The organism is Streptomyces sp. NPDC053673 (assembly GCF_055585225.1).
Window position 1 is genome coordinate 45,021 of the sequence record NZ_JBVJKN010000031.1, and the last position, 20,486, is coordinate 65,506.

The 20,486-nt window shown below is 66.5% G+C and carries 18 protein-coding genes and 3 pseudogenes; 9 read left to right on the forward strand and 12 right to left on the reverse strand.

The window, feature by feature from the left end:
- Window positions 1-215 precede the first annotated feature (215 nt).
- Window positions 216-1,205, reverse strand: coding sequence for a hypothetical protein (locus ACZ6ZQ_RS31150; RefSeq protein ID WP_469771861.1), 990 nt, complete (start codon window positions 1,203-1,205; stop codon window positions 216-218).
- 250 nt (window positions 1,206-1,455) lie between these two features.
- On the opposite strand from ACZ6ZQ_RS31150, the gene ACZ6ZQ_RS31155 reads away from it, so the two are divergent.
- On the forward strand, window positions 1,456-1,707 hold the full coding sequence (locus tag ACZ6ZQ_RS31155; RefSeq protein WP_469771862.1) for a ribosomal protein L7/L12: 252 nt from the start codon (window positions 1,456-1,458) through the stop codon (window positions 1,705-1,707).
- Between the two features lie 283 nt (window positions 1,708-1,990).
- Window positions 1,991-2,251 (forward strand): hypothetical protein, encoded by a 261-nt coding sequence (locus tag ACZ6ZQ_RS31160; protein WP_469771863.1) that lies wholly within the window; start codon window positions 1,991-1,993, stop codon window positions 2,249-2,251.
- Here ACZ6ZQ_RS31160 and ACZ6ZQ_RS31165 read toward each other — a convergent pair.
- The gene (locus ACZ6ZQ_RS31165) at window positions 2,248-2,439 is read right to left on the reverse strand and encodes a hypothetical protein (RefSeq protein WP_469771864.1); all 192 of its coding nucleotides are present in this window, start codon (window positions 2,437-2,439) and stop codon (window positions 2,248-2,250) included. The two genes, ACZ6ZQ_RS31160 and ACZ6ZQ_RS31165, sit on opposite strands and share 4 nt — an antisense overlap.
- A 242-nt stretch (window positions 2,440-2,681) precedes the next feature.
- On the opposite strand from ACZ6ZQ_RS31165, the gene ACZ6ZQ_RS31170 reads away from it, so the two are divergent.
- Window positions 2,682-3,347, forward strand: coding sequence for a nitroreductase (locus tag ACZ6ZQ_RS31170; protein WP_469771865.1), 666 nt, complete (start codon window positions 2,682-2,684; stop codon window positions 3,345-3,347).
- Window positions 3,348-3,382: 35 nt separating this feature from the next.
- Here the strand turns inward: ACZ6ZQ_RS31170 and ACZ6ZQ_RS31175 are convergent.
- A pseudogene (locus ACZ6ZQ_RS31175) lies at window positions 3,383-3,931 on the reverse strand (ATP-binding protein); the annotation flags it as partial.
- 144 nt (window positions 3,932-4,075) lie between these two features.
- On the opposite strand from ACZ6ZQ_RS31175, the gene ACZ6ZQ_RS31180 reads away from it, so the two are divergent.
- Window positions 4,076-4,678: a DJ-1/PfpI family protein gene (locus tag ACZ6ZQ_RS31180; RefSeq protein ID WP_469771866.1), complete on the forward strand. Its 603-nt coding sequence runs from the start codon at window positions 4,076-4,078 to the stop codon at window positions 4,676-4,678.
- A gap of 20 nt (window positions 4,679-4,698) precedes the next feature.
- Here the strand turns inward: ACZ6ZQ_RS31180 and ACZ6ZQ_RS31185 are convergent, their stop codons facing one another.
- The 7 genes and pseudogenes from ACZ6ZQ_RS31185 to ACZ6ZQ_RS31215 all read right to left on the reverse strand — a co-directional run bounded on the left by ACZ6ZQ_RS31185 (window position 4,699) and on the right by ACZ6ZQ_RS31215 (window position 12,273).
- Window positions 4,699-5,163 (reverse strand): DUF6262 family protein, encoded by a 465-nt coding sequence (locus ACZ6ZQ_RS31185; RefSeq protein WP_469771867.1) that lies wholly within the window; start codon window positions 5,161-5,163, stop codon window positions 4,699-4,701.
- Window positions 5,164-5,168: 5 nt separating this feature from the next.
- Window positions 5,169-7,358, reverse strand: coding sequence for a tyrosine-type recombinase/integrase (locus ACZ6ZQ_RS31190; protein WP_469771868.1), 2,190 nt, complete (start codon window positions 7,356-7,358; stop codon window positions 5,169-5,171).
- Window positions 7,355-8,008, reverse strand: a complete 654-nt coding sequence (locus ACZ6ZQ_RS31195; protein ID WP_469771895.1) for a tyrosine-type recombinase/integrase — start codon at window positions 8,006-8,008, stop codon at window positions 7,355-7,357. Before ACZ6ZQ_RS31195 ends, ACZ6ZQ_RS31190 begins: the two co-directional genes overlap by 4 nt.
- Window positions 7,924-8,511 (reverse strand): site-specific integrase, encoded by a 588-nt coding sequence (locus ACZ6ZQ_RS31200; RefSeq protein WP_469771869.1) that lies wholly within the window; start codon window positions 8,509-8,511, stop codon window positions 7,924-7,926. The genes ACZ6ZQ_RS31195 and ACZ6ZQ_RS31200 overlap by 85 nt, the downstream gene beginning before the upstream one ends.
- A gap of 172 nt (window positions 8,512-8,683) precedes the next feature.
- Window positions 8,684-8,935: pseudogene (locus ACZ6ZQ_RS31205) on the reverse strand (ATP-binding protein); the annotation flags it as partial.
- The gene (gene istA, locus ACZ6ZQ_RS31210; RefSeq protein WP_469771870.1) at window positions 8,932-10,575 is read right to left on the reverse strand and encodes an IS21 family transposase; all 1,644 of its coding nucleotides are present in this window, start codon (window positions 10,573-10,575) and stop codon (window positions 8,932-8,934) included. The pseudogene ACZ6ZQ_RS31205 and the gene istA, both read right to left, overlap by 4 nt.
- Before the next feature lie 1,179 nt (window positions 10,576-11,754).
- Window positions 11,755-12,273, reverse strand: a complete 519-nt coding sequence (locus ACZ6ZQ_RS31215) for a hypothetical protein (protein ID WP_469771871.1) — start codon at window positions 12,271-12,273, stop codon at window positions 11,755-11,757.
- A gap of 603 nt (window positions 12,274-12,876) precedes the next feature.
- Between ACZ6ZQ_RS31215 and ACZ6ZQ_RS31220 the strand changes: the two genes are divergently transcribed.
- From ACZ6ZQ_RS31220 to ACZ6ZQ_RS31230, 3 genes are all read left to right on the forward strand, one after another.
- Entirely contained in the window at window positions 12,877-13,179 is a 303-nt protein-coding gene (locus tag ACZ6ZQ_RS31220; protein WP_469771872.1) for a hypothetical protein, read from the forward strand.
- A gap of 9 nt (window positions 13,180-13,188) precedes the next feature.
- Window positions 13,189-13,869: a hypothetical protein gene (locus ACZ6ZQ_RS31225; protein WP_469771873.1), complete on the forward strand. Its 681-nt coding sequence runs from the start codon at window positions 13,189-13,191 to the stop codon at window positions 13,867-13,869.
- Between the two features lie 208 nt (window positions 13,870-14,077).
- Window positions 14,078-14,548: a HEAT repeat domain-containing protein gene (locus tag ACZ6ZQ_RS31230; protein ID WP_469771874.1), complete on the forward strand. Its 471-nt coding sequence runs from the start codon at window positions 14,078-14,080 to the stop codon at window positions 14,546-14,548.
- Window positions 14,549-14,648: 100 nt separating this feature from the next.
- On the opposite strand, the pseudogene ACZ6ZQ_RS31235 reads toward ACZ6ZQ_RS31230, so the two are convergent.
- Window positions 14,649-15,371: pseudogene (locus ACZ6ZQ_RS31235) on the reverse strand (DNA-processing protein DprA).
- On the opposite strand from ACZ6ZQ_RS31235, the gene ACZ6ZQ_RS31240 reads away from it, so the two are divergent.
- A complete protein-coding gene (locus ACZ6ZQ_RS31240; RefSeq protein ID WP_469771896.1) occupies window positions 15,297-17,189 on the forward strand; it encodes a hypothetical protein in 1,893 nt (630 codons plus the stop codon). The pseudogene ACZ6ZQ_RS31235 and the gene ACZ6ZQ_RS31240 sit on opposite strands and share 75 nt — an antisense overlap.
- 805 nt (window positions 17,190-17,994) lie before the next feature.
- Window positions 17,995-19,035 (forward strand): vWA domain-containing protein, encoded by a 1,041-nt coding sequence (locus ACZ6ZQ_RS31245; RefSeq protein WP_469771875.1) that lies wholly within the window; start codon window positions 17,995-17,997, stop codon window positions 19,033-19,035.
- On the opposite strand, the gene ACZ6ZQ_RS31250 is transcribed toward ACZ6ZQ_RS31245, so the two are convergent.
- Window positions 19,025-19,255, reverse strand: a complete 231-nt coding sequence (locus ACZ6ZQ_RS31250) for a hypothetical protein (protein WP_469771876.1) — start codon at window positions 19,253-19,255, stop codon at window positions 19,025-19,027. The genes ACZ6ZQ_RS31245 and ACZ6ZQ_RS31250 overlap by 11 nt on opposite strands.
- Between the last annotated feature and the right edge of the window lie 1,231 nt (window positions 19,256-20,486).

Here is a 20,486-nt window from a genome sequence, read left to right on the forward strand (position 1 = left end):
GTCGAGCGACCCCGCTCCCTGGTCGGCCGCTTGGTGGTCGCCTACCAGTACAACGAGGAGAGGTCCTCGAACCGGCAGCACAACGTGCGCACCCTCGCCCACCTCATGAACCTCGGCGACGGCGCGATCACCGTAACCGCCTCAAACGCCTCCATTACCGAGACCCGATACTCTCTATGGCTTCATCACCGGAACCGGCCTCGCCCTCGATGCCCCTACGTCACGCTCTTTGAGCCGCCGAGGTCAGAAACGGCCCAGAGAGGCCATTGGTCGCCTTGGACGATCAGGGAATCCCCCATGATCCAGAGCGTTGCCATGCCTTCGAGTTGGATCTCGAACCGGACCTCGAGTTCGGCCCAGACCTCGACCGCGGGGTTCAGGACGCCCTGGCCGGGCGAGCAAATCGGCATCTGCTCGAATCCATGGAAGGGGAACTCCTTGAACTTGCCCCACTCCTCGAGGAAGACCAACTCTTTGTGCTCGACGCTCTCATCGATCTTGACCCAGGGCGTTCCCCCGGGCGGGGCAAGGGTGGGCTGAAAGAGACTCTGCCGCTTCACCATCCAGCACTTGCTCCAAAAGTCCCCGTCGGGGAAGAGGCCTGCGGAGGTGCCGCCGCTGATTTTGCCGCGGATGTCGACGTGCGGTTCGGACTGCCACCGTCGGTAATAGGGGTCGGGGAAAGGGATCCGATCCGGGCTGATGTTGTAACGGAACACTGCCCCGAAGGCGAAGTTGGCCAGGTCGCCGTCGTCGTAGGTCTTCTTGCCCTTGAAGTGGACTCCATCCACCTCATCCGAGGACGTGTACACGTCCTCGGCGTAGCTTCTCGTCTGGGCGAACCAGAAGTTGTGTCTCCCGGCCACCGGGATGGGGTGGAGGTTCGTCGGCGGAACCAGGGCGTTCACGGTGGCCGGCTCGGTGAGGGCGAGTTCGTCCAGCTGCTTACGGCGCTCCGCGCTTCGGTCCTTGCGGCGGGCGACCACCGAGTTGAGATCGGCATTGGCCGACGTGGCCAGCAGCGCGGCGTTCTCGCTCCGCTCGACCTCGGTGGGCCGCAGCGTCCTGGCGATCTCGAATGCGTGCCTTCTGCTTGCGCGCCAAGCCTCTCCTGCCTGGTCCATGGCTTCGGCGGCGCCCTGGGGAATCGGGTTGGCCGAGTTTGTGATCGTCGTGCCTTCGAGGGTATCCGGGGTGGCGGGCATAACGAACGAACCTCCCTCATCCGAGTATAAAGCGATCAATCGTAATCACGGGATGCCGCGACGACTGATACCAAGTGCATCCGAACGGGTGATCGGGCAGCGAATCCCATGCGTCGGATCACGTTCTCTGGGGGCCCGCGACCTGTTCGTACTCCGGCCGCCCTCCAGCCAGGGCGGCCCATCGGGACGTGCCGCCGAGCCTCGCCATATGCTGCAGGCAATCTGAAAGCTGTTGGAGGGACCGGCGACGGTGAGCGAATCGTTCTTGCTGGTCTGCGACGACGTGCCGCACACCGTAGTTCTGACAGAGCCTGGCCCCCGGGACGTCGAGGTCGTGAAGCTACTTCACGGGCGGACCAAGCTGAGTTTGTGGCACTGCGAGTCCCTCATCAGCCGGCTGCCCGCCATCATCCTCAAGAACGTGCCGGAAGAAGTCGCCACCGCAATGGTGGCCGAGCTCCACGAAGCGGGTGCTAGCGCTCACGCCGAAGTGAATCAGTAGGCGCTCGGCATCCTCGTCGTCACAAGATCGGCGGCAGAGCCAGTTTGGTCGTATGCAGTGATCACATAGCCGAGTACGCCGAGAAGACTGTCCGTCGACCTCTAGGCGCATCGGTCGAGGGGGGACGAATCCGAGACGATCAGGACCCTCAACCCGGCTCCGGTATGCCCATGGGGATCCCGAGAGACGAAGGCTTTGCCAGCGATCTGACCACTCATTTCGGGAACGTCTGCGTCACAGGACTGGACTGGCTCGGACGGACGGCTGTGGCATGCTCGCCTGCATGATCCATGGCCCAGACGACGGCTGGCCCTTCGCGACCGCGCGGGAGGCGGCCCGCTTCGGCGCGGGCGAGCGCAGAGAGGTTCCCGGCGTTGAGCACGCGATGGCCGACAGCGGAACGCTCTGCGGCATTCCTGAGCACCAGGTCACCCGCTATCTGCACCTCTTCGGCTCGGCGGCCCCGCAGGGGTGTCCGAAGTGCCGCCAGCAGGCTGAAGCGCGGCCAGCCTGTGGCTCACCGCCCACGCAGACCGGGGCCTAGAGATCTACGCGCTGGGGACGGGCTCCTTCCCGTCCGAACGCCAGCACTTGGGCGAGCACCTCCCGCATCCGCTCGATGTCTTCGGCCGGCATGTCGAGTTCTGCCTCAAACTCGGCGTCTTCCAGTCCCAGATCGTCCAGCGACGCGGGGTCCAGCGACACGGTGAGCAGGCCCTTCGACAGAGCCACCTCTTGGACACAGCCGTAGGACGTGCCCTGGTCTAAGGACCTGCGCCGTTGGTAAGCCGCTTGGCTTTGTCGCTGAGAACCGACAGCGCATGCAGGTGAGTTTTGGCAGCACTTCGTGATCGGTCGGCGGAGGCATGTCGGTCAGTTTTGGCAGCACCAAAGCTCCGCCCGGCCTGCTCGCCGGGTGCGATGATCATCCTCGTGTCTTCGCTGCCCGCCATGGAGTGAGAGGACCAGAAGACGTGGATGTGTATGAAGCCGTGGACAGTCGCAGGGCCGTGCGAGCGTTCAGCGATGAGCCGGTGCCCAGAGATGTCCTCGAACGAGTGCTGGCGGCAGCGACACGGGCCCCGTCGAGTGGGAACCTGCAGCCGTGGCATGTGTATGTCGTGACCGGCGAGCCTTTGGCCGAACTGAAGAGGCGTGCGACGGCCAGGGCACTGGTGGGAGACCCGGGTGATGAGCGGGAGTATCCGATGTACCCGGCCGAACTGACCTCGCCGTATCTGGACCGTTTTTCCGCCGCGGCCGCCCAGCGATACGAAGCGCTGGGAATCGAGCGTGACGACCCCGCCCGGCCCGTGAAGATCGCCGCCTTGAACTCGGAGGCGTTCGGGGCACCGGTTGTGCTGTTCTGCTACCTCGACCGGACGATGGGGCCGGGGCAGTGGGGGGACGCGGGGATGTACTTGCAGACGGTCATGCTTTTACTGAGGGCGGAAGGGTTGCACAGCTGCCCGCAGGTGATGTGGACGATGTATCGCGAGACCGTCAGCCAGATAGTCGGAGCCGATGACGAACTCGTGCTGTTCTGCGGTGTCTCGGTGGGATTTGAGGAAGAAGGCGTGCCACGGCTGCGTACTGGGCGGGCGGACATGACCGAAACGGTGAGGTTCATCGGAGCGTGACCTGCTGATCGGTGATCCTCACAGCAGACGGGTCGTCAGTCGGTGTCGCTCCGCTCATTGCGGGCTCGGGTCTGGGCGAGGCGGAAGGAGTCGGTGCCGGTCTCGATGATGTTCCCGCCGAAGGTGAGCCGGTCGACGATGGCCGCGCAGAGCCGGGGATCCGTGAAGGTTTTCGTCCAGCCTCCAAAACTTTCGTTGGACGCGATGGCCACGCTGTTCTTTTCCTCCCGTTCGGTCAAAACCTGGAACAACAACTCGGCGCCGCGTTTGTCGAGTTCCATGTATCCAAGTTCATCGATCGCGAGGAGATCGACACGTCCGTAGCGGGCGATCGTCTTGGTCAACTGCTTCTCGTCGGCGGCCTCGACCAGCTCGTTGACCAGCTTGGTGGCCAGGACGTACTTCACCCGGTAGCCCGCCATCGCTGCCTCGGTGCCCAGCGCGATCAGCAGGTGGGACTTTCCTGTTCCGGAGTCTCCTATCAGGCAGAGCGGAAGTCCTTTCTTCACCCATTCGCAGGACGCGAGGGTGTGGATCACGGCGGGGTCGATGTTCGGGTTGGCATCGAAATCGAATTGCTCCAGTTATCTGGGGTTGGAGTTCGATAGACCGGCGTATGCCCTGGTGGGAACGTTACTGACGTGTCGGTGGCGTGCTGGGCGGGAGTCGGCTTGAGGGCTGGGCGAAAACTCGTGGCTGTGCGAGATCGAGCCTGCTTGGATCGCGGTATGAGCAACCAAAGCGTGCGGCAGATCGGGATCCTGTTGTTCCCGGACGTTGAGGAGTTGGACGCGGTCGGTCCCTGGGAGGTCCTGTCGTACTGGACGCGGGTCTTCCCTGATGACGAGTGGGCGGTGTTCTGCTTCTCCGCCGACGGCAAGCCTGTGACCTGCTCGAAGGGGCTCACGATCGGATCGCATTACTCGATGGACGATATGCCCGCGCTGGACGTCCTGCTGTATCCCGGCGGTCGGGGAACCCGGCCTCAGCTCAACGACAGCCAGCACCTGGAGTGGGTGCGCCGCCAGCGCCGGTCGGTTCCGCTCATGACGAGCGTGTGCACCGGCTCGCTGGTCTTCGCCGCAGCCGGCCTGCTGGTTGGGCGTCCGGCCACTACCCATTGGGGCGCATTGGAACGGCTCAAGGAACTCGACCCGACAATCGACGTGCGGGCCGACGAGCGGTTCGTCGATGACGGTGACATGGTCACCTCCGCGGGGGTCTCGGCCGGCATCGACATGGCTCTTCACCTCGTCGCCCGGCTGTCATCTCCGGAACGCGCGCGTCAGGTGCGCCGCGGTATTCAGTACGATCCGCAGCCACCGGTGTGACCTGACCACGTCGAAGACGATCAATCGGGCAGACCTCGCTCGCTGAGCCGTCGTTGCAGGCGGAGGATCTCGCCATGCGCGGCGGCCAGCCTCTGTTCGAGTTCCTGGACTTGTTCGCGGTGCGTAGTGCGCTGGCGTCGCAAGGATTCGGTGAGTGTGTGGATCACCGTGCCGTCGTCGCTTGATGTGGCCTCGGCCGGAGGGTGGGGTGTTTTCTGCTGCTGGCTGCGGAGGGTTTCGATCCGGTGTCGTAGATTTGCGTGGGCGTAGAGGAAGTCGAGGCTGACGCCGGCGGCGCGGGCGACGGCCCGGAAGTTGATCTCCTCGTTGTCCTTGATGAGTCGGCGGATCCCGGTCTCCGCGCGCTGGACGGCCTGCTCGTGTTTGTCTCGGGCGGCCTTCCTCAGGGCATCGACTCGCCGGTCGCTGGTGGCGCTCGGATCGGTGGGTGCAGCCGACTTCCCTGACGTTGTTCGATGAGTCATGATCCTCAGATCCCTTTGTTTCCGGTGGGGTTCGCGTCGCTCTGGTAAGCGTCGCGGCCGAGGACGCCGGCGCCACGGACCGCGGCCGTGCTGTCGGCGGGCTGGGCCTCCAAGGCGGTGATCTCCAGGCGCATGCTGCGGATCTCGGCGTTTCGTTGTTCGAGCCACACGTTGGCCTTGCTCATCGGCTCGCCGTAGCGGGCTGTGTGCCGGGCCTGTCGGGCCGCGATCAGGGACTCGGTCTCGACGAGCTGGCGGCGGATGTCCGGCAGGAAGGTGCGGTCGGTGGCGAAGTGGTCGCAGCCATGGCAGGCGTTTCCCTTGTCGCAGGACCGGGTGGGCGGCAGCAAGCAGTAGCCGTTGGGCAGGATGCGGTCGGTGCGGCGGTCGAGCTGCACGAGGTCGAGCATGTCGCGGCGGTCCATGCCGATCTCACGTCCGTCGCGCCCGATCTTGGCCAGGGCGAGGAACTCGCGCTCGGCGGTGCTGGCGAGGGTCGCCGCGTAACGCATCGTCATCTCAGGGGAGAGGTGGCCAAGGTAGCGCTGGACGACGTGGATGGGGGCTCCGGCGTTGATGAGGGTGGTCGCCTTGGTGTGGCGGAGCCGATGGCTTCGTGAGTAGAGGAGGAGCTCGCCACGTGAGTCGCGCAGGTCCAGGTGGTGGCTGAAGTCCTTCAGGACGTGGTTGTAGTTGCTGGTCTCCCAGGACTTGGTGCCGCGCCGGTTGCCGGTGGTCTTCGGGAACAGGTAGCGGATGGTCCCGGCGGGGTCCAGGTGCCAGTGCTCTCGTACCCATGCCTGCTGTTCCCGGATGATCTCGACTACGTCGCGGCCGACGAGGATGGTGTTCGGCGCCGCGTCGATCTTCGTCTGCTGGTAGCGGAGCCGCGCGACCATCCCGCCCTCCGGGACGGCTGTGGCGTCCAGGCCGGGGATGTCGGAGAGCGGTTCGAAGTCCATCATCAGCACTTCGCTGGCCCGGCGTCCGGTCATGGCTTGGATGAGCCAGGCCCGCATGACTGCGGGATGCCCGAGTCCGGCCAGCTCGACCTGGCGGGCATCGCGGACGACGGTGCGGGTCTGCTCGTTCGGCAGGCCGAGGAGCTCGATGTGGGTGAGCATGCTGCTGAGGTCGGTGTCGTTGATGTAGTTGCGTTCGTCGGCCTCGCGGACCTCGCGTTGGCGGGGCCGGTCGGCGGGGCGGAACATGCGGGCATGGCTGTCGGTGAGCGCCAACCACCGGTCATCGTCCAGGGCTTCGGCAGCCTCGGTGCGGCAGTCGGTCATGACCCTGTAGAACTGGTCGATCGTCTGCAGGTTCTTGTTGATCGTCCTCGGCTGGAGGCTACCGCCGACCTCGGCTCGGCCCGGCGTCTCGCGCTGCCAGTGGTGCAGGAAGGTGCCGAAGTCCAGGGCGAGTGCGCGCAGGCTCCGCTCGGAGTCGTCCGCCAGGGCGGGGTGGTCGATTCTGCGCTCGGCCACGAACGCGGCGAAGCGCGCCGCGTTCACGCGGTACTGCATCACCGTCGACCAGGTCAGTTGTCCAGACTCCATCTGCAGCCGGAGGTAGAACTTGGTCCCCTGCCACAGCCAGACCGGGGTGATGTCGCCCCAGCGGACGGCGGTGTTGGCGCGCGGCTCGTGCTCACGCCGCGGGATGCGCGCATCCAGCCGCAGCGACCAGATGTCGTGCCGCCACCAGTCGACCTCGCTGGCGTACTGCCGCAGCAGCCGCTCCAGCATGCCGCGCAGAGCGTGCTCGGCCCGGAGACGATGCCCGGGGGCGGGCATCCGGCCCCGGTCGGCGTGGAATCTGCGGGCCCAGGCGGTCATCCACTCGGCCAGGGGCCGGTCGGCGAAGGAGGCGACGTGCGGGTGGCGTGCGATGACGTCGGCGGCGGTGGCCGCCCAGCGGTTCCACTCGCTGGCGTGGGCCTGCCGCTCGCCGGTGCGCGCGCAGGTGGCCAGCCACCATCCGACCTCGCGGCGCATGACCAGCGGCAGGGCGGTGATGTCCAGCCGGACCTGCCGCGATCCGCGCATGAACACCCCGGCCAGGCGCGGGTCCCGCCCATCGAACAGCGGCCCGGCGAACACCGGGTCCAGGCCGTCGATCAGCGCGGCGCTCTGCGCGAACCGGTCCGGGCCAGTCGAACCGCCGGCAGGAACTGGCGGGAGGCGGTGGTCGGTCATGCTGAACTTCCCTCCATACCCCGCCAGTTGGTGGTGAACGAGTTCCAGTTCGCCAGGGTCTTCAGCTCGGCGTCCTCGGTGACCCAGCCGTAGAGGTTCAGCGTGGTCTGCACGTCGGCGTGGCCCATCCGCCGCATCACCACGTGCTCGTGTGCCCCGGACAGCAGCAGTGCGGTTGCGTGGGTATGGCGCCACCAGTGCGGCGTCCAGGCGGATGGAACCGCCTTCCCCAGTCGGCGCTTGAGGCGGTCGACCAGGTCGTAGACGGTCTCCGGCCGCAGCGGCGCGAGCCACTCACCGCGACGCAGGTTGACGAACACCCACCAGCTCTCCAGGTCCACCGCCCGGTGGGCGTCCGCATCGCACAGTTCCCACACGTACTCGCTGTGCAGACGCTCCAGGTCGTCGCTGATGTAGATGCGGCGGAACCGGCTGTTCTTCACTCGCACCCCAACCGGATGGTCTTGCCGCGGCACGACCTCGATGAACGGGGTCCTGCCCCGGCCGACATGCCAGTCGCAGTGCTTGAGCGACAGGCACTCGCCCAGCCGCATCCCGGTCTCGCTCAGAGTCGCGAACAACAGCCGATCGCGTACGGATCCCGACCACTGCCCCGAGACGGCATCGAAGCGCGCGCACCCATCGAGGATCGCCTCGGCCTGGCCGGCGTGAGCACCGGTGCCGGCCCGCGATCGCGGGTTCGGACGCGCACCACCGGGCTCGCCTGATCACTCCCGCGGTCCAGGTGAGCCAGGGCCCTGACATAGCGGCTGCGGGCCCGGCGCCCACCGACCCGGTAGAGCCGTCCGGCGACCGCCACCCCATGCACATCCGCGTGATAGCGGTAGAACGACAGCACCGCCGCCACTCGCAGCCCCACCGTCGACTCCGCCACCCCACCCCCGGCAGCACCGGCACCCGGCAAGCGGTGCACTCCGACCGGATCACCGGTCCGCAGCACCGTCAGGAATGGCAGGAACGACGGTAGCGTCACCTCGTCCCACGCCAGCCCGGCCGCCTCCAGGTACTCCCACCACGCGCTCAGCGACGCGGCGTAGGAACGCAGGGTGTGAGGCGACGCGTCCCGGCCGACGCGCAAGAACTCCAAGAACTCCTCGACGGGCACGACCGGCAGGTAGTCGGGACCGACCACGGTCCACGTCCGCCCATCGCCCAACTCAACTCTCTATACTGGCACGGTGCCATGCTGCCGACGTCACCGACGCTGCCGGGCGACCCCGGATAGCGAAACGCCAACGACCACCACAACGAGTGAACCCCACGCTGAGTGACGTTCCAGACGGGCACAAAAGAACCCCGGATAACCGCAGGGACTTTTCCCGGGGGAATGAGGCGGCCTTGATCCGACGCTCGGAGCGTCGGCGGGCCCGGTCGTCGCACTCTGCCAGCAGCAGTTCCGCGAGGAACCCGCGGTAGGTCATCTGGCCCTTGGCCGCTTCGGTGGCGATGTCGGCGAACTGGCTCCGGATGGTGGGCAGTCGCAGGGCCTTGCAGGACGCTTCGATGGCCGCGTCGGCGGCCTGTTCGGTCAGGCCACGGTGGCGTTTGACGGTCACGGCTCTTCTCCCTCGGGGTCGGGCCGGCCGCCAGGCCGGCGTCGTCGCAGTAACTGGTCGTAGACGGCCACCGACGGCAGCGGCCGGGTGTCCGGGGGCAGATGCGCCAGCCTCCGCTCGGTCAGCGACGTGACCTTCGGCTGCCGGAACCGGTCCGGCTCCGCAGGCCCGGACCGCACCGGGGCCAAGGTGTCGTCGGCCTCCGCCGCTTTGCGTGCCTCCAGCGCGACCGCGTCCGAGGTCATCGCGCCCGCCCGCAGGGCCGCGGCGAGTCCGGCGACCAGGTGCTCGTGGGGCATGTGCCGGCCCAGCAGCAGGACCTCGATCAGCGCTCGGGTGCCGTCGCGGTCACCGTGGGCCTTGCACGCAGCGGCCCACCAGGCGTCGTGGACCGGGGTGAACTTCCCTGCGGAGCGGGCCTGTTCCAGCGCGATCGAGCCGGGCAGGGCTCCCGGTTTGCGGACCAGTGCCTCCAGGTAGTGGTCCAGCACCAGCCGGGAGCCGGCCTTGGTCATCAGCCGTTCGTGCCGGGCGACTTCGACGCCGTCGTCATAGACCACCAGCTCGGAGGCGTGCAGTATCACTCTCACCCGTCTTCCGATCAGCCGCACCGGCACGGAGTAGTGGTTCGTGCGGACGCTGATCTGGCTGTAGCGGTCCACCCGCAGCGCGAACAGCCGACCCGTCTCGAACAGCTCAGCCGGCAACGGCTTCAGCAACGGCTGTTCCGCGGCGAAGTACTCGCCGACCGTCCGCGGGCGGGAGCGGATCCGCCGGGCGTCGTCCTCCTGGTCCCAGCGGTCAACCATCGCGTTCAGCTCGGCCAGGGAGCCGACCTCAGGGACGGGGACGAAGTGGTTGCGGCGGAAGTAGCCGATCTGCCCTTCCACCCCGCCTTTCTCGTGAGCCCCCTCGATGCCGGGACGGCAGTAGAAGACCTCGATGCCGAAGTGGGAGCGGAACGCGGTCCATCGTTCGGTCTCGACTCGGGCCCGGTTGAAGCCCAGCACTTGGGCGACAGCCGAGTTGAGGTTGTCGTAGCGGACCTTGCCGGTCGGCACCCCTCCGAGCACGCTGAGAGCGTGGACGTGGCCCTCGAAGAACGCCTCCTGGCCGCCGGAGGCGGAGACCCGGTGCACCGCCTTGCCGGAGTACGACAGGCGGAAGGAGAACAGGCTGCACTTGACCTGTTCGCCGGCCAGACGAATGGTCACGTCTCCGAAGTCGACCTCTGCTTCGGCGCCTGGCCGGTGGGACTGCGGCACGAATGCCTTCGCGATGCCCCGGCCTGCGGCGATCCGGATCTCGTCACGACGCTCGGCGACGTAGGCGCGGACGATCCCGTACGTGAGGTCGACCGCACCGTACTCGGCGACCAGCCGGTCGAAGATCCGCTTGGCCGTGTGCTGCTGCTTCCGCGGAGCGGTGAGGTCCGCCCGCAGCATCTGATCGACCAGCCCTTTGTAGGGTTCCAACCGTGTCTTGCGCGGCGGGAGCTTCTTGCGCGGCTCCGGCCAGACCGAGGTCAGCGCCTTGCGCACCGTACGGAAACCCACCCCGTACTTGTGCTGCAGAGCTCGGTTCGACATACCCGCCCGGGAATCACGGCGGATCGCCGCGTACAGATCGACCTTGGACATCGGCGGCATCCATGCCCCCTCACGACGCAGAGCACTTCGATGCTCCCACCGCAAGCACTCAAGTGGTGTCAAAACTCATCGATACCGCTACCCGATGAGCCCCGGTGGTGTCGTCGCTGACCGACAGGCGGTGTCACTACTCACGCACACAGCCAACCGCTGCCACCCCCGCCGCACATCGAAGGATCACCGTGCACCGAGACCTGACCGCCCACCAACAGCTCACCGACCACTTCGACCGGTGGATCGGGCCGCTGTGCGGCGTCTGGCCGGAAGGCCATGACGACTGGTCGGGTTTGCTCTCCAGTGCGCACGACCGTCTGCAGCCGGTCCTGAAGCACACTGGCGATGACCCCTACCGGGAGATCGCGAACCTGACCGCCCCAGCCGTCCAAGGGGTAGGGAACCCCGCTGACATGCATTGCGCCCTCGGAGCCCTCAGCGCCGCGGAGGCGATCGCAGACCAGGCCCGTCGCGATGCCATCCACACGACCGCGCATCCCGGAGCTCCAGGGGCACCTGAAGGGTGAGCACCAAGGTGCCGCCTGCGATCGCTCGACGCGCCGCGCCCAGTTGCAGATATGTGCGATAAACCACCTAGTTGCGCGGTACGTTGACCCTGCCGTTCTCGGACGCCGCTTTCCCCCGTGAGCGGCGTCCGAGAACACACGCAGCGGTTCCAGGCGGCGCTTCTTGGGCTGCTCGGGCAGCGGGATGTTGTGCGGCAGGCGGTCCTCGTCCTTGCGGTTGCGCAGGGTGCTCGTCGAGGAGTGGACGCGATCCCTTTCAGCTTCCGAACTGCCGCTTGCCTGGCCTGAACCGGCGCGTTCGCGGTGGGCGTGGTCCCCGTCGCACAAGCCGAGCTGGCCCGTTCGCGGCGGCGCCACGGTAACCCCGACTCACAGCCGGGGACTGAGTTCCGTCGGTCAGGCCTCCGGCGCCAGGACTGCCACGTGCTCCCGGTAGATGCTCTCAGAACCGGCTCCCAGCCAGCGACTCCCGCAGGAGACGCGGTCGGTTGCGGGTGAGGGCCTTGGCCCGGACGATGCCCAGGTACAGGCCCATCTTCTCCCCGGTGCTGCGAGAATGCGCGCCCGCTTGCGTGCGCCTCCGTACAGCCGCACATCCGGCTCCTGGGGTCTCTGCTGTTTGCTCAGGTGCGAAGTTTGCGGCCCGGTCTCATGACGCGGGCCCTTTGCAGTCGGCCGAGTCGGCGACGGACTTGCCGTAGGCGAGTAGCAGCTTCTTGGCTGCGTCGGCGTCCGACAACTTCTTGTCGTAGATGAGGACTCTGACGAAGAGTTGGTTGAAGGAGGGATGGTCCTTGGCCGCCACGGGGCACGGGATGAGACGAACCCCGCCCTGGTTGCTCCAGGCGTACCTCCCGTCCACGCTCCTGTGCTCGTCAAGGTTGATGTACGGGTTGCTGCGGGCCACCGCCGTCACGGAGGAATCTCGCTTCCACTCCGAGAAGGCACTGAGTACGTGCGTGTTGTCGACGACGACCTCGCAGTGGGTGCGGCCCACCTCGCGCGTCCGCGCGTCCGCTTTGATGGTCTTGCCGCTCTTGGGCAGTACCGCGTCCAGCGATGCGGTCGGCACCGGTGTGCCGCAGAGGTCCGACGGCACGGCGAAGGACCGATTCTCCTCCGGTTCGGAGCAGGCGGTGAGAACCACTGCGAGCTGGGCGGCTGCCACGAGTGCACAGAGCCGCCGCGCTGATCTTCGCCTCGGAGCCGGGTCCGCCTGTGTCGCCACCTGTCCGGGGGCCGTAGACGTGCTGGCAGGTGTCATTCTGCGGGAACCTCCGTGGTCAGCTGGTCTGCCATGTGCCTGACGTTTGCGGCGGCGTCCGAAGAACCGTCGTCGTGCCCCTTCAGAGCGGTCAGTCATCGGTCTCGGACTGCTGGAAGATGTGCTCGAGGACCATGCCGCTGACGGTACTCGCGACACCGCTGGCGATCGCACCCAGGTTGTTCTCCCCGTGCCCTGGCGGGAAGCCGGCCGCGGGAGTTTGCACCCTCGCGCGCGGACAGAACCCTGAAATTGCTCACGGTCGCTCACCTCGTTCCAGGGACCTGCTCATGATCCCTCCTCATCCCCTCAAGTGCGCGGTGCTGGTCTTGACGACCGCGTTGTCAGAGGTTGTGTTTAGGCTTCCCCGCAAGATCACCAGCTGGTAATGCCGGGGGCGGAGCGATCGTGGGGGTTGGGATGTCTTGGTGGAACAGGAAGCCCGGGGAAGATCGGCCGCAGTGGGTGCTAGAGCCTTTGGTGGGGGTGGGGCCGTTGCACTTCGGGATGAACCCCGACCAGGTGGCGTCGGCTCTGGGCAGGGCGGTCGCCTACGTCTCGCAGGGCCTGGGCAGCGGGGTGGGCTGGGGTTGTTACAGCGACTGGGGTGTGACCGCGGTCTACGGGGAGGATTCCGGCCTGGTCGCGGTAGCGATCGATGCGATGGATGGACCGCTGGTGCAACTGCGGGACGTTGAGCTGATCGCGCGAGTGCCGTCCGAGGTGCGCTCGGATATTCACGATCTCGCACGCCGGGAGGGGGCTTGCGTGCGCCTGAACTGGAGCGGTGATCCGGAGGTCGCGGCATGAGGAGTTTCCATGGGCGCCGCGCAAGAGCTGGGGTTGTCGCCCGAGGGGTACATGCAACGGCAGGACACGATGATCACCTGTGCGCTACTTGTCGGCCCCGAGTTGGCCAAGGACCCGTACGGGTCCGAGCCGGTTATCCAGTGGAGTGATGTCCGCGACCGTGAGACGAACCCGGGGGCGTGGCTCGTGAAGGCCGAGCAGGACCGGCCACATTGGGACTGGGCGCCACTGGAGAGCATCGGTCCGCTCCGGTTCGGCATGGACCCGCAGCAGGTGGCTGCCGCGCTGAACGAGGTACCAACAGCCCGTCACGGCCGGTACCCCTTTGGGCAGTCTTGGGAAGGCTTCGGAGAGTGGATCCTGCACGACGACCGCTTCGAAACCGTCGGCGTAACCGCGCACTACTCCTGCGGCTTTGGATCACCTCCCGCTCTGGGGGCCGTCACCGTGCACGGACGCACCGGCCCTCAGGTCGACTTCGACGGCATCCGACTGATTGGCATGACGGTTTCGACTATCGACACGGTCCTGATCCAGCGCGCACAGAATGACGACATGGGCCTGGTCATCGGCTGTGGCGGCGATCTCGGGCCGGACGGTCTCAACATGTACGTACGGGCCACCAGAGCCGGGGACACCGTGGTCAGCGAGGCTCGGTTCTGCCAAGCGGAGTGGGAAGACCATGGCTGACCCGCAAGACGGCTTGATCGATGTGAGAGCGGCGTGCCCTGATGCCCTCAGATCCGGCTGGCTATCAGATGCGAGCTACCCCCTTTTGGTTGAAGCAGCAGTCGCAGGGCCGGTCGGCCGGCACTGACGGGAACGCAAGACCTGGCAACACCCTGACCTCTTCTTCTATCCCTCAGATCAGGCGGCGACCGTCTCATATGCTTTGGCCGTGGACGGATACCAGGGCCTGACGGCATTGATCGAATCAGCCTGGGAGGAGCTGAACAGCTCCGATGCGGACCGCCGGGACCTCTGCCTCGATGCCGTCAGCTACGTGCTGGAGACGGGGCGTCTGGCGCAGAGCGACGCCAAGCGGGCCGTCGAGCGTCTCGTAACCGTCGCGCTCTCCGACGAGGGCTACGCAGTGCGGGAGTCCGCGCTCCACGCAGTCTGCACGGCCTCCACGCACTACGAACTTCCCTATCGAGTGGTGGAGCCGCTCGCCGCCGGGGTGGATCGCTTCGAACCCTTAATCCTCGCCTACGTCCTGGCCGTCCTCGGCTGCACTGACGACCAGGCGGCGCTGCCGATCGTCGAGCGGTTTCTCCACCACCCCCACTCCGAGGTGCGCCGGGAGGCCTCGGAGGCGGTGACGGAACTGCGCTGGCACCGAGAGTCCGCCCAGGACAAGACAGCTTAGCTCCTGGGGCTCAGCGGCTCAGTCGCTAAGGCAACTGCATTGGCCTGCCCCCGCCCCAGCCGGTATCGGGCGCTCCACGGATGAATGAAGCTCAGCCCGGCTATAGTAACGCGATCGAGTCCGCACGGGTGAAATGCCGGTGCTCGGGCGTCCAGTTGCAGATCGGATTCCCACACGCAGCCCCGGCCGCCGTCAGGGTCTGACTGCACAGGTCACAGTGATGCTCCGCCAGTGGCCGTAACGTCTTCGCGGCGCACAGCGCACAGACCTCTGGTGTGCCGGTCAGGACGTACGGGCACTTGGGGCACGGGGGAAAGACGCTGCTGACCGGCCTGGTGGACACGCGCGGCACTGCCGAGCCGGGACAGAACAGAACATCCTCCAGCTCCATCACCTCGACCGCATTCCCCTCCTCGATCATCTTCGCGGCCCACGGCTCGCCGGTAGCCAGCGAGTGGATGAGGAAGACCTGCTTGCCGTGCCCGGAGGCGACCCTGGCCTGCATCTTCGCGCCCGAAGTCGCGGAGGCCTCAATGACGATGCTGCCCATCGTGGAGCCGCTGGTGACGACGTTACGGCGCGGGAAGGTCCAGGTCGCGGGTTTCGACATGGGCCAGAACTGGACACCAGTGCCCCCCGTTCTCCAGGATCCGGGCAGCGAACGGCTTGTTCTCCGCCGGGTAGATCTTCGCGGCGATCCCCGTTCCTATGACGGCCACTGTGCGCCCCACCGCGTCCACGTGGCGGTATGCGCCGCGGTGTCAATGCCCTTGGCCAGGCCTCTGAGCACCACCACGTCGTTCTCCACCAGGCCGCGGGCCATGCGCGCGGCCCGTCGCTAGCCGTCCTCGCTCGCGTTGCGGGTGCCGACGACAGCGGGACGGCTACACATGGGCAACTGGGCCCAGAGCCCGCAGACGTAAGGCAAGGGGCCGAAAATTGCGCCGTGCCCCACTGGGTCCATGATGTGGTCAGTCAAGTCCATGTCGTGGTCAGTAAGGAATCACCCATGCACAACCTTGCGTCCCCTGAACTGATCCAACGCTGGTGGGGCGCCAAACCGGCGCGGACCGCTTTCGACATCACGGGCATCATGCACGCCCCCGACCGGTTCACGAAACGACTGGGCACCGAACCCGGGCATTGGCTTGCCGCCGTGGCACTGATGGCCTCCGATTTTCCCGGAAGTCTGGCGGAGCTGATCGACGCGGCCCAAGGGCTCGACCGAGACGGGGAGTTGCCAGCCGCCCCGGGCTGGAAATCGGTCGATCGGCCGGTCGACCGGCTGCTGTCCTGGGCCCCTGAACCGGCTGTGGATCGCATCGTCCTGTGGATGGGGCCCGAGGGACGTCGGCTGCTCGCCGAACAGACCACGTATTGCTCGGCAATCGCCCGCGCTTTGATGCGCCACGGAGACCTCGCGATACGCCAGGAGCTCGCCAAGGACCGAGAGCCCGTCGATCCACGAAACGCAGGGTATCCGCCAGGCCCGGACGCACGGATCATCCAGGCACTGCTTGAACTGGACGACCCCGAAACGAATCTCTGGCTGGTGCAGGCCGAACGACTCACAAGCCGCCAGAAGTTCGACGTCCTTGTCGGACATCCCTTCGCCCCCGGGCGCACGGAACCCGTCCCCCGTCTCCCCAGGACACGGGAGCTCGCCGAGCGACTCGCCGAGATCATCGACCCCCAGGAACTGGCCCGCCGGTTCGACGCGCCGGAACCGGAGCACGTAATGCTGGCGCTGTGCGCCACACGGCCGCCGGCGACAGCGCAAACGCCCTGGGCGTCCCTGCTGCCCAAGTCGGCATTGCTGACGCCCTATCAGCAACTGGTGTCGGCACTCCTGCTGGCTCGCGCCGAGCGCACCGACCTGCTCAAGAAGGCACTGGCCACAGCCCCACTCGATCGCAAACAGCGGGACTGGTACCGGCTCGCACTGAACGGGGAGGAGAGCCCCGCCGCGGTGTTCCAACGAGCCGTCCTGCTCGCGCAGCAGTCCGAGGGCTTCTTCGAAGAGGCCAGGCGAACACTCTTCTACCGCCATCTCGGCAGTGGCGGCACGGCACGTTCGAACCGCCCGGACAGGCTGCTCGCCCATGGCCGGGCCCTGGCCGAGGATCCGTGGTACCCCCTCGACTGGGAGGAGGCCCGTCGTATGGCCGCCGACCCCGCGAACTTCAACCAGCGGGGTCTGCCGAGCTTCTCGCTCACAGGCCTGGTGAAACACGCTGACTGTCCTCTCGACCTCGTGCGCCTGCTGGCTCACGAGGAAACTGCCGAGGAGTACGTATTCCTGCATCTGTTCCGGCAGCGGAGCGAGGGGCTCGATCTGCTGCGCTCCATGCCTCTCACGGAGGACACCGCGGCCTTTGCCTTCTGGGCCGCTGTTCCGGACGGTGACTGGTACCCCGAAGTCACCATCCAGGATGTGCTGCGCCACGGGCGCCCCGCCCGCATCCTGACCAAGGGTTGGAGCGAACCGTTCGCGTACAGGTACGCGGAGTACGTCCGTGTGGCCGTCAGAACCGCCTGGGACGACCTGCTCAGCGGCCTTTCGGCGCACCAGCGCGCCACGTTGGAGGAACGCCTGCCAGCCTTCGAGGGCACACTGCCCGATCTGCTCAGCTCATTGTGACGTGCCCAGCCGACAGCGGAATCCACTCGGGTGAGGATGCCGATAAGCGAGGACAAGATCGCCCCGCTGGGGTGGTCCCAGCGGGGCGATCGTCGGCGAGGTGTCGTGGCCGTCGGCAAGGTGCCGGTCGCTTCAGGCGTTGCGCGCATGGAATCTGTGTTCTCTGGCGTCGACAAGCAGGAGTCTGAGCGAAGACAACGAGCGCGGAATGGCTCTTCGAGAACTCAACGGCTGCCCCTGGCTCAGCGGCCCCTAGGGCGGAGAAACCCTCCACCATGACGCCCGCGGGTTTGAAGCGAACTGACGCGGCGCCAGCTGCGTCATGCAGGACGTCTGCATGCGGGTTGCCCGGTCGATCCGCATAGGTCACACCCCGGTCCTTGAGCGTCCCGGCACGGCGCACATGGCCATTGACGTTGTGCAGAACGTCGCCCACAGAGATCCGCTCCGTGATCGGCCAAGCGAGCCACCAGGACTTCCCCGAGGAGCCCCGAACGGCTTTTCGATACACAGCAAACGGCTTACTCATGCGTGTTCCCCCCTCACCTGTCCCCTCGCGCAGCGCTCAGGGTAACGAGATGGCTACCGAACATGTCCGCACTTTCGACCGACCACCGGCAGTGGCTCCGCCACGGCGGCCGCCACCTCGGCCAGACCCGGAGCGGTTCACAGTGCCCGGGGTCTCGTGCTGCGTCCCGGCTGCGCCCTGGTCGGATGGGCTCTTGATCCAGTCTGGGAGCCAAGATCGATTGTCAGTGGTGGGTGAGACGGTAGGTACATCGAGTCGGAACGAGGGGGAGCTGTCATGTCCGGAAACCAGAACTACATCAATCACGTTGCTCTTGTGCTGGATGCCAGTTCGTCCATGTCGCACCTGAGCCGCAAGGTCGTCGAAGTCGCCGACCAGCAGATTGCGTACCTTGCCCGCCGATCGAGGGAACTGGACCAGGAGACCCGCGTCACGGTGTACGTCTTCGCAGACAAGGTGGAGTGCATCATCTACGACAAGGACGTGCTGCGGATGCCGTCACTGAAGCAGCTGTATCGGGTCGGTGGAATGACGGCTCTGCTGGCGGCCGCACTGAAGTCGCAGCGGGAGCTGGCACAGACAGCTCAACTGTACGGCGACCACAGCTTCCTGACGTTCGTACTCACCGACGGACAGGAGAACGCAAGTCATCGCAGCCCCGATGCCCCTACCAGGAATCCGCGTGAACTGGTCGAGGCCGTGGCCGAGATGATCGAGACACAGAAGGACAACTGGACGCTGGCCGTCCTTGTGCCGGACCAGATGGGCAAGCGCGAAGCCATGCAGTGCGGATTTCCGAAGGACAACATCGCCATCTGGGACGCCACGAGCACACAGGGGCTGGAAGAGGCCGGGCAGGTCATCCAGCAGGCCACCGAGAACTTCATGGTGGGCCGCGCTCAGGGCATCCGGGGATCGCGGGCGGTGTTCTCCACGGGTGCGAAGGCGGTCAACAAAGACACCATCAAGGCGGCCGGCCTCACCCCGGTGAATCCGTCGGAGTACCAGCTGATCCCGGTGGCTCGTGACGCGGCGATCCGGGACTGGGTCATCGAATGCGGGCACACCTACCGTACCGGTGGTGCGTTCTACCAGCTGAGCAAGTCGGAGAAGATCCAGGCTCAGAAGCAGATTGCGGTGCTGGAGAAGATGACGGACCGGGTGTACACGGGGCCCGAGGCCCGAGCCCTGCTCGGCCTGCCGGACGTGGAAGTTCGCGTCAAGCCGGACCACAACGCCGACTTCACGATCTTCGTGCAGAGCACCAGCGTGAACCGGAAGCTCGTATCGAACACGCGGCTACTGCTTATGCTCTGACGCCTTGGAAGACCCACCGGTCCGACTGGCGGGGCCTGGGCGACGCGAGCCTCGCGGGCAAGGTCGGCGGAAACCTCGACCGCGCGCCGTCCGCGATGGCCTGGGCGCGGATGTAGACATCGAATGGCTCGCCGAAAAGCTGGGTCAGCGTGTCGACGGCAGTCGGCTGCTGCTTGGACTCGGGCGTCCAGCACATCACGTCCTTCGCTGATGCTGTCATAGTGGGCTGCTCCGTCGATCAGGGTCCTGCCGGTCATGAATGCGCCTTCCTGTGTGTTCTCGGTGGTGCTGGCGCCGCGGGGCTGTCCGCGGCGTTCAGGCGCGAAGTTGCGGCCTGGGCGCAATACATCCAGCGCGAGAGCACCCACGTGATGAAGCGGTGGCACCTCGAGCGGATCGTCATCGACGGCCAGGAGCACGCGTACAAGCTGGGCATCGCCGGGACAAGCTCACCGCACCGCACGAGCCGCACTCGCGGAGCTGGGCGTGGAATGGGGGTGAAGCGAACCGAGGGATGCCGCCTGGGTTCTCTTGAGCCTTTCGGGGTGTTGTCTGGCGAACCTTGGCAGCTCGATGTGTGATCCTGCACCTGGATGCACGCCGCTCGCGAGGCGACTGCACGGATGCGCCACGAGCCTCGCCCAGCTCCACCAGATCCTGACCGCCCGCGAGGCCGGCCTGACGGTCGCCGAGCGCACGGTCCCCCGGGTTCCTCGGAACCCGCGCAGCTCACCGGCCGCTACACCGACGCGGCGACCGTGGTAATCGTCGACCTTGACCACTTTTCCCGGACTAACTGGGCGGCGCACCGACGGCATGTCCTGACCTGCGGAAACACGGATCGCCCTATGCGGATCCCGCGGTTGAGCGGGGAGAATCCCAGCACGCTTGGCGTCGACGCCGCTTGGGCCCGCGGTGAATAGGATCAAGGAGCTGTTAGACACCGACTCGTCAGCGTGGAACTGGAGGATAGGGATGGGACGCGCCATCACGGCGGCCGCAGCGGCGGCCTTTTGCCAACACCGACAGTGCCGTTGATCAGGAGGGCACGGGGCCCGAGAGAACTTTCCGCATTCTTGCGCGGGACTCTATGACCCACCGGCCACGAACTCACCCTCTATCCGGTGACTGCACCTCAGATCACCAGCGGGTTCACTGATCGACCGCCTTCAGAATCCGCGAACCCACTGGTTTCGGAGTACGACCGCGGCGCGGTGCCCGACGGGCTCGTCACCCGGCGGCAGTTGCGGGACCTGAATCTCAGCCCGGGCGGCCACGGTCCTGTCGGCGTCCTGCGGTGCAAGCGATGCGCGTACCAGCCTCAGTGGTCGTGCACCCATCCCACCCGAGCCTGGCCTGCTCAGCGTCGATCTGGCCGTGCCCAAGCGCGTGCCGACGCTCGCTCAGGAATGGGCCTTGGACCGGGCCATGCCAGATGGTGCTGTGACCGG

Excerpts from the sequence above, each read along its gene's own strand:
- ACZ6ZQ_RS31220 (WP_469771872.1), top strand. The coding sequence starts at position 12,877 with ATGAACCCCGACCAGGTGGCGTCGGCTCTGGGCAGGGCGGTCGCCTAC.
- ACZ6ZQ_RS31160 (WP_469771863.1), top strand. The coding sequence starts at position 1,991 with ATGATCCATGGCCCAGACGACGGCTGGCCCTTCGCGACCGCGCGGGAG.
- ACZ6ZQ_RS31190 (WP_469771868.1), bottom strand. The coding sequence starts at position 7,358 with ATGACCGACCACCGCCTCCCGCCAGTTCCTGCCGGCGGTTCGACTGGC.
- ACZ6ZQ_RS31225 (WP_469771873.1), top strand. The coding sequence starts at position 13,189 with ATGGGCGCCGCGCAAGAGCTGGGGTTGTCGCCCGAGGGGTACATGCAA.
- ACZ6ZQ_RS31245 (WP_469771875.1), top strand. The coding sequence starts at position 17,995 with ATGTCCGGAAACCAGAACTACATCAATCACGTTGCTCTTGTGCTGGAT.
- ACZ6ZQ_RS31180 (WP_469771866.1), top strand. The coding sequence starts at position 4,076 with ATGAGCAACCAAAGCGTGCGGCAGATCGGGATCCTGTTGTTCCCGGAC.
- ACZ6ZQ_RS31240 (WP_469771896.1), top strand. The coding sequence starts at position 15,297 with ATGCGCCGCGGTGTCAATGCCCTTGGCCAGGCCTCTGAGCACCACCAC.
- ACZ6ZQ_RS31185 (WP_469771867.1), bottom strand. The coding sequence starts at position 5,163 with ATGACTCATCGAACAACGTCAGGGAAGTCGGCTGCACCCACCGATCCG.
- ACZ6ZQ_RS31250 (WP_469771876.1), bottom strand. The coding sequence starts at position 19,255 with ATGACAGCATCAGCGAAGGACGTGATGTGCTGGACGCCCGAGTCCAAG.
- ACZ6ZQ_RS31150 (WP_469771861.1), bottom strand. The coding sequence starts at position 1,205 with ATGCCCGCCACCCCGGATACCCTCGAAGGCACGACGATCACAAACTCG.
- istA (WP_469771870.1), bottom strand. The coding sequence starts at position 10,575 with ATGTCCAAGGTCGATCTGTACGCGGCGATCCGCCGTGATTCCCGGGCG.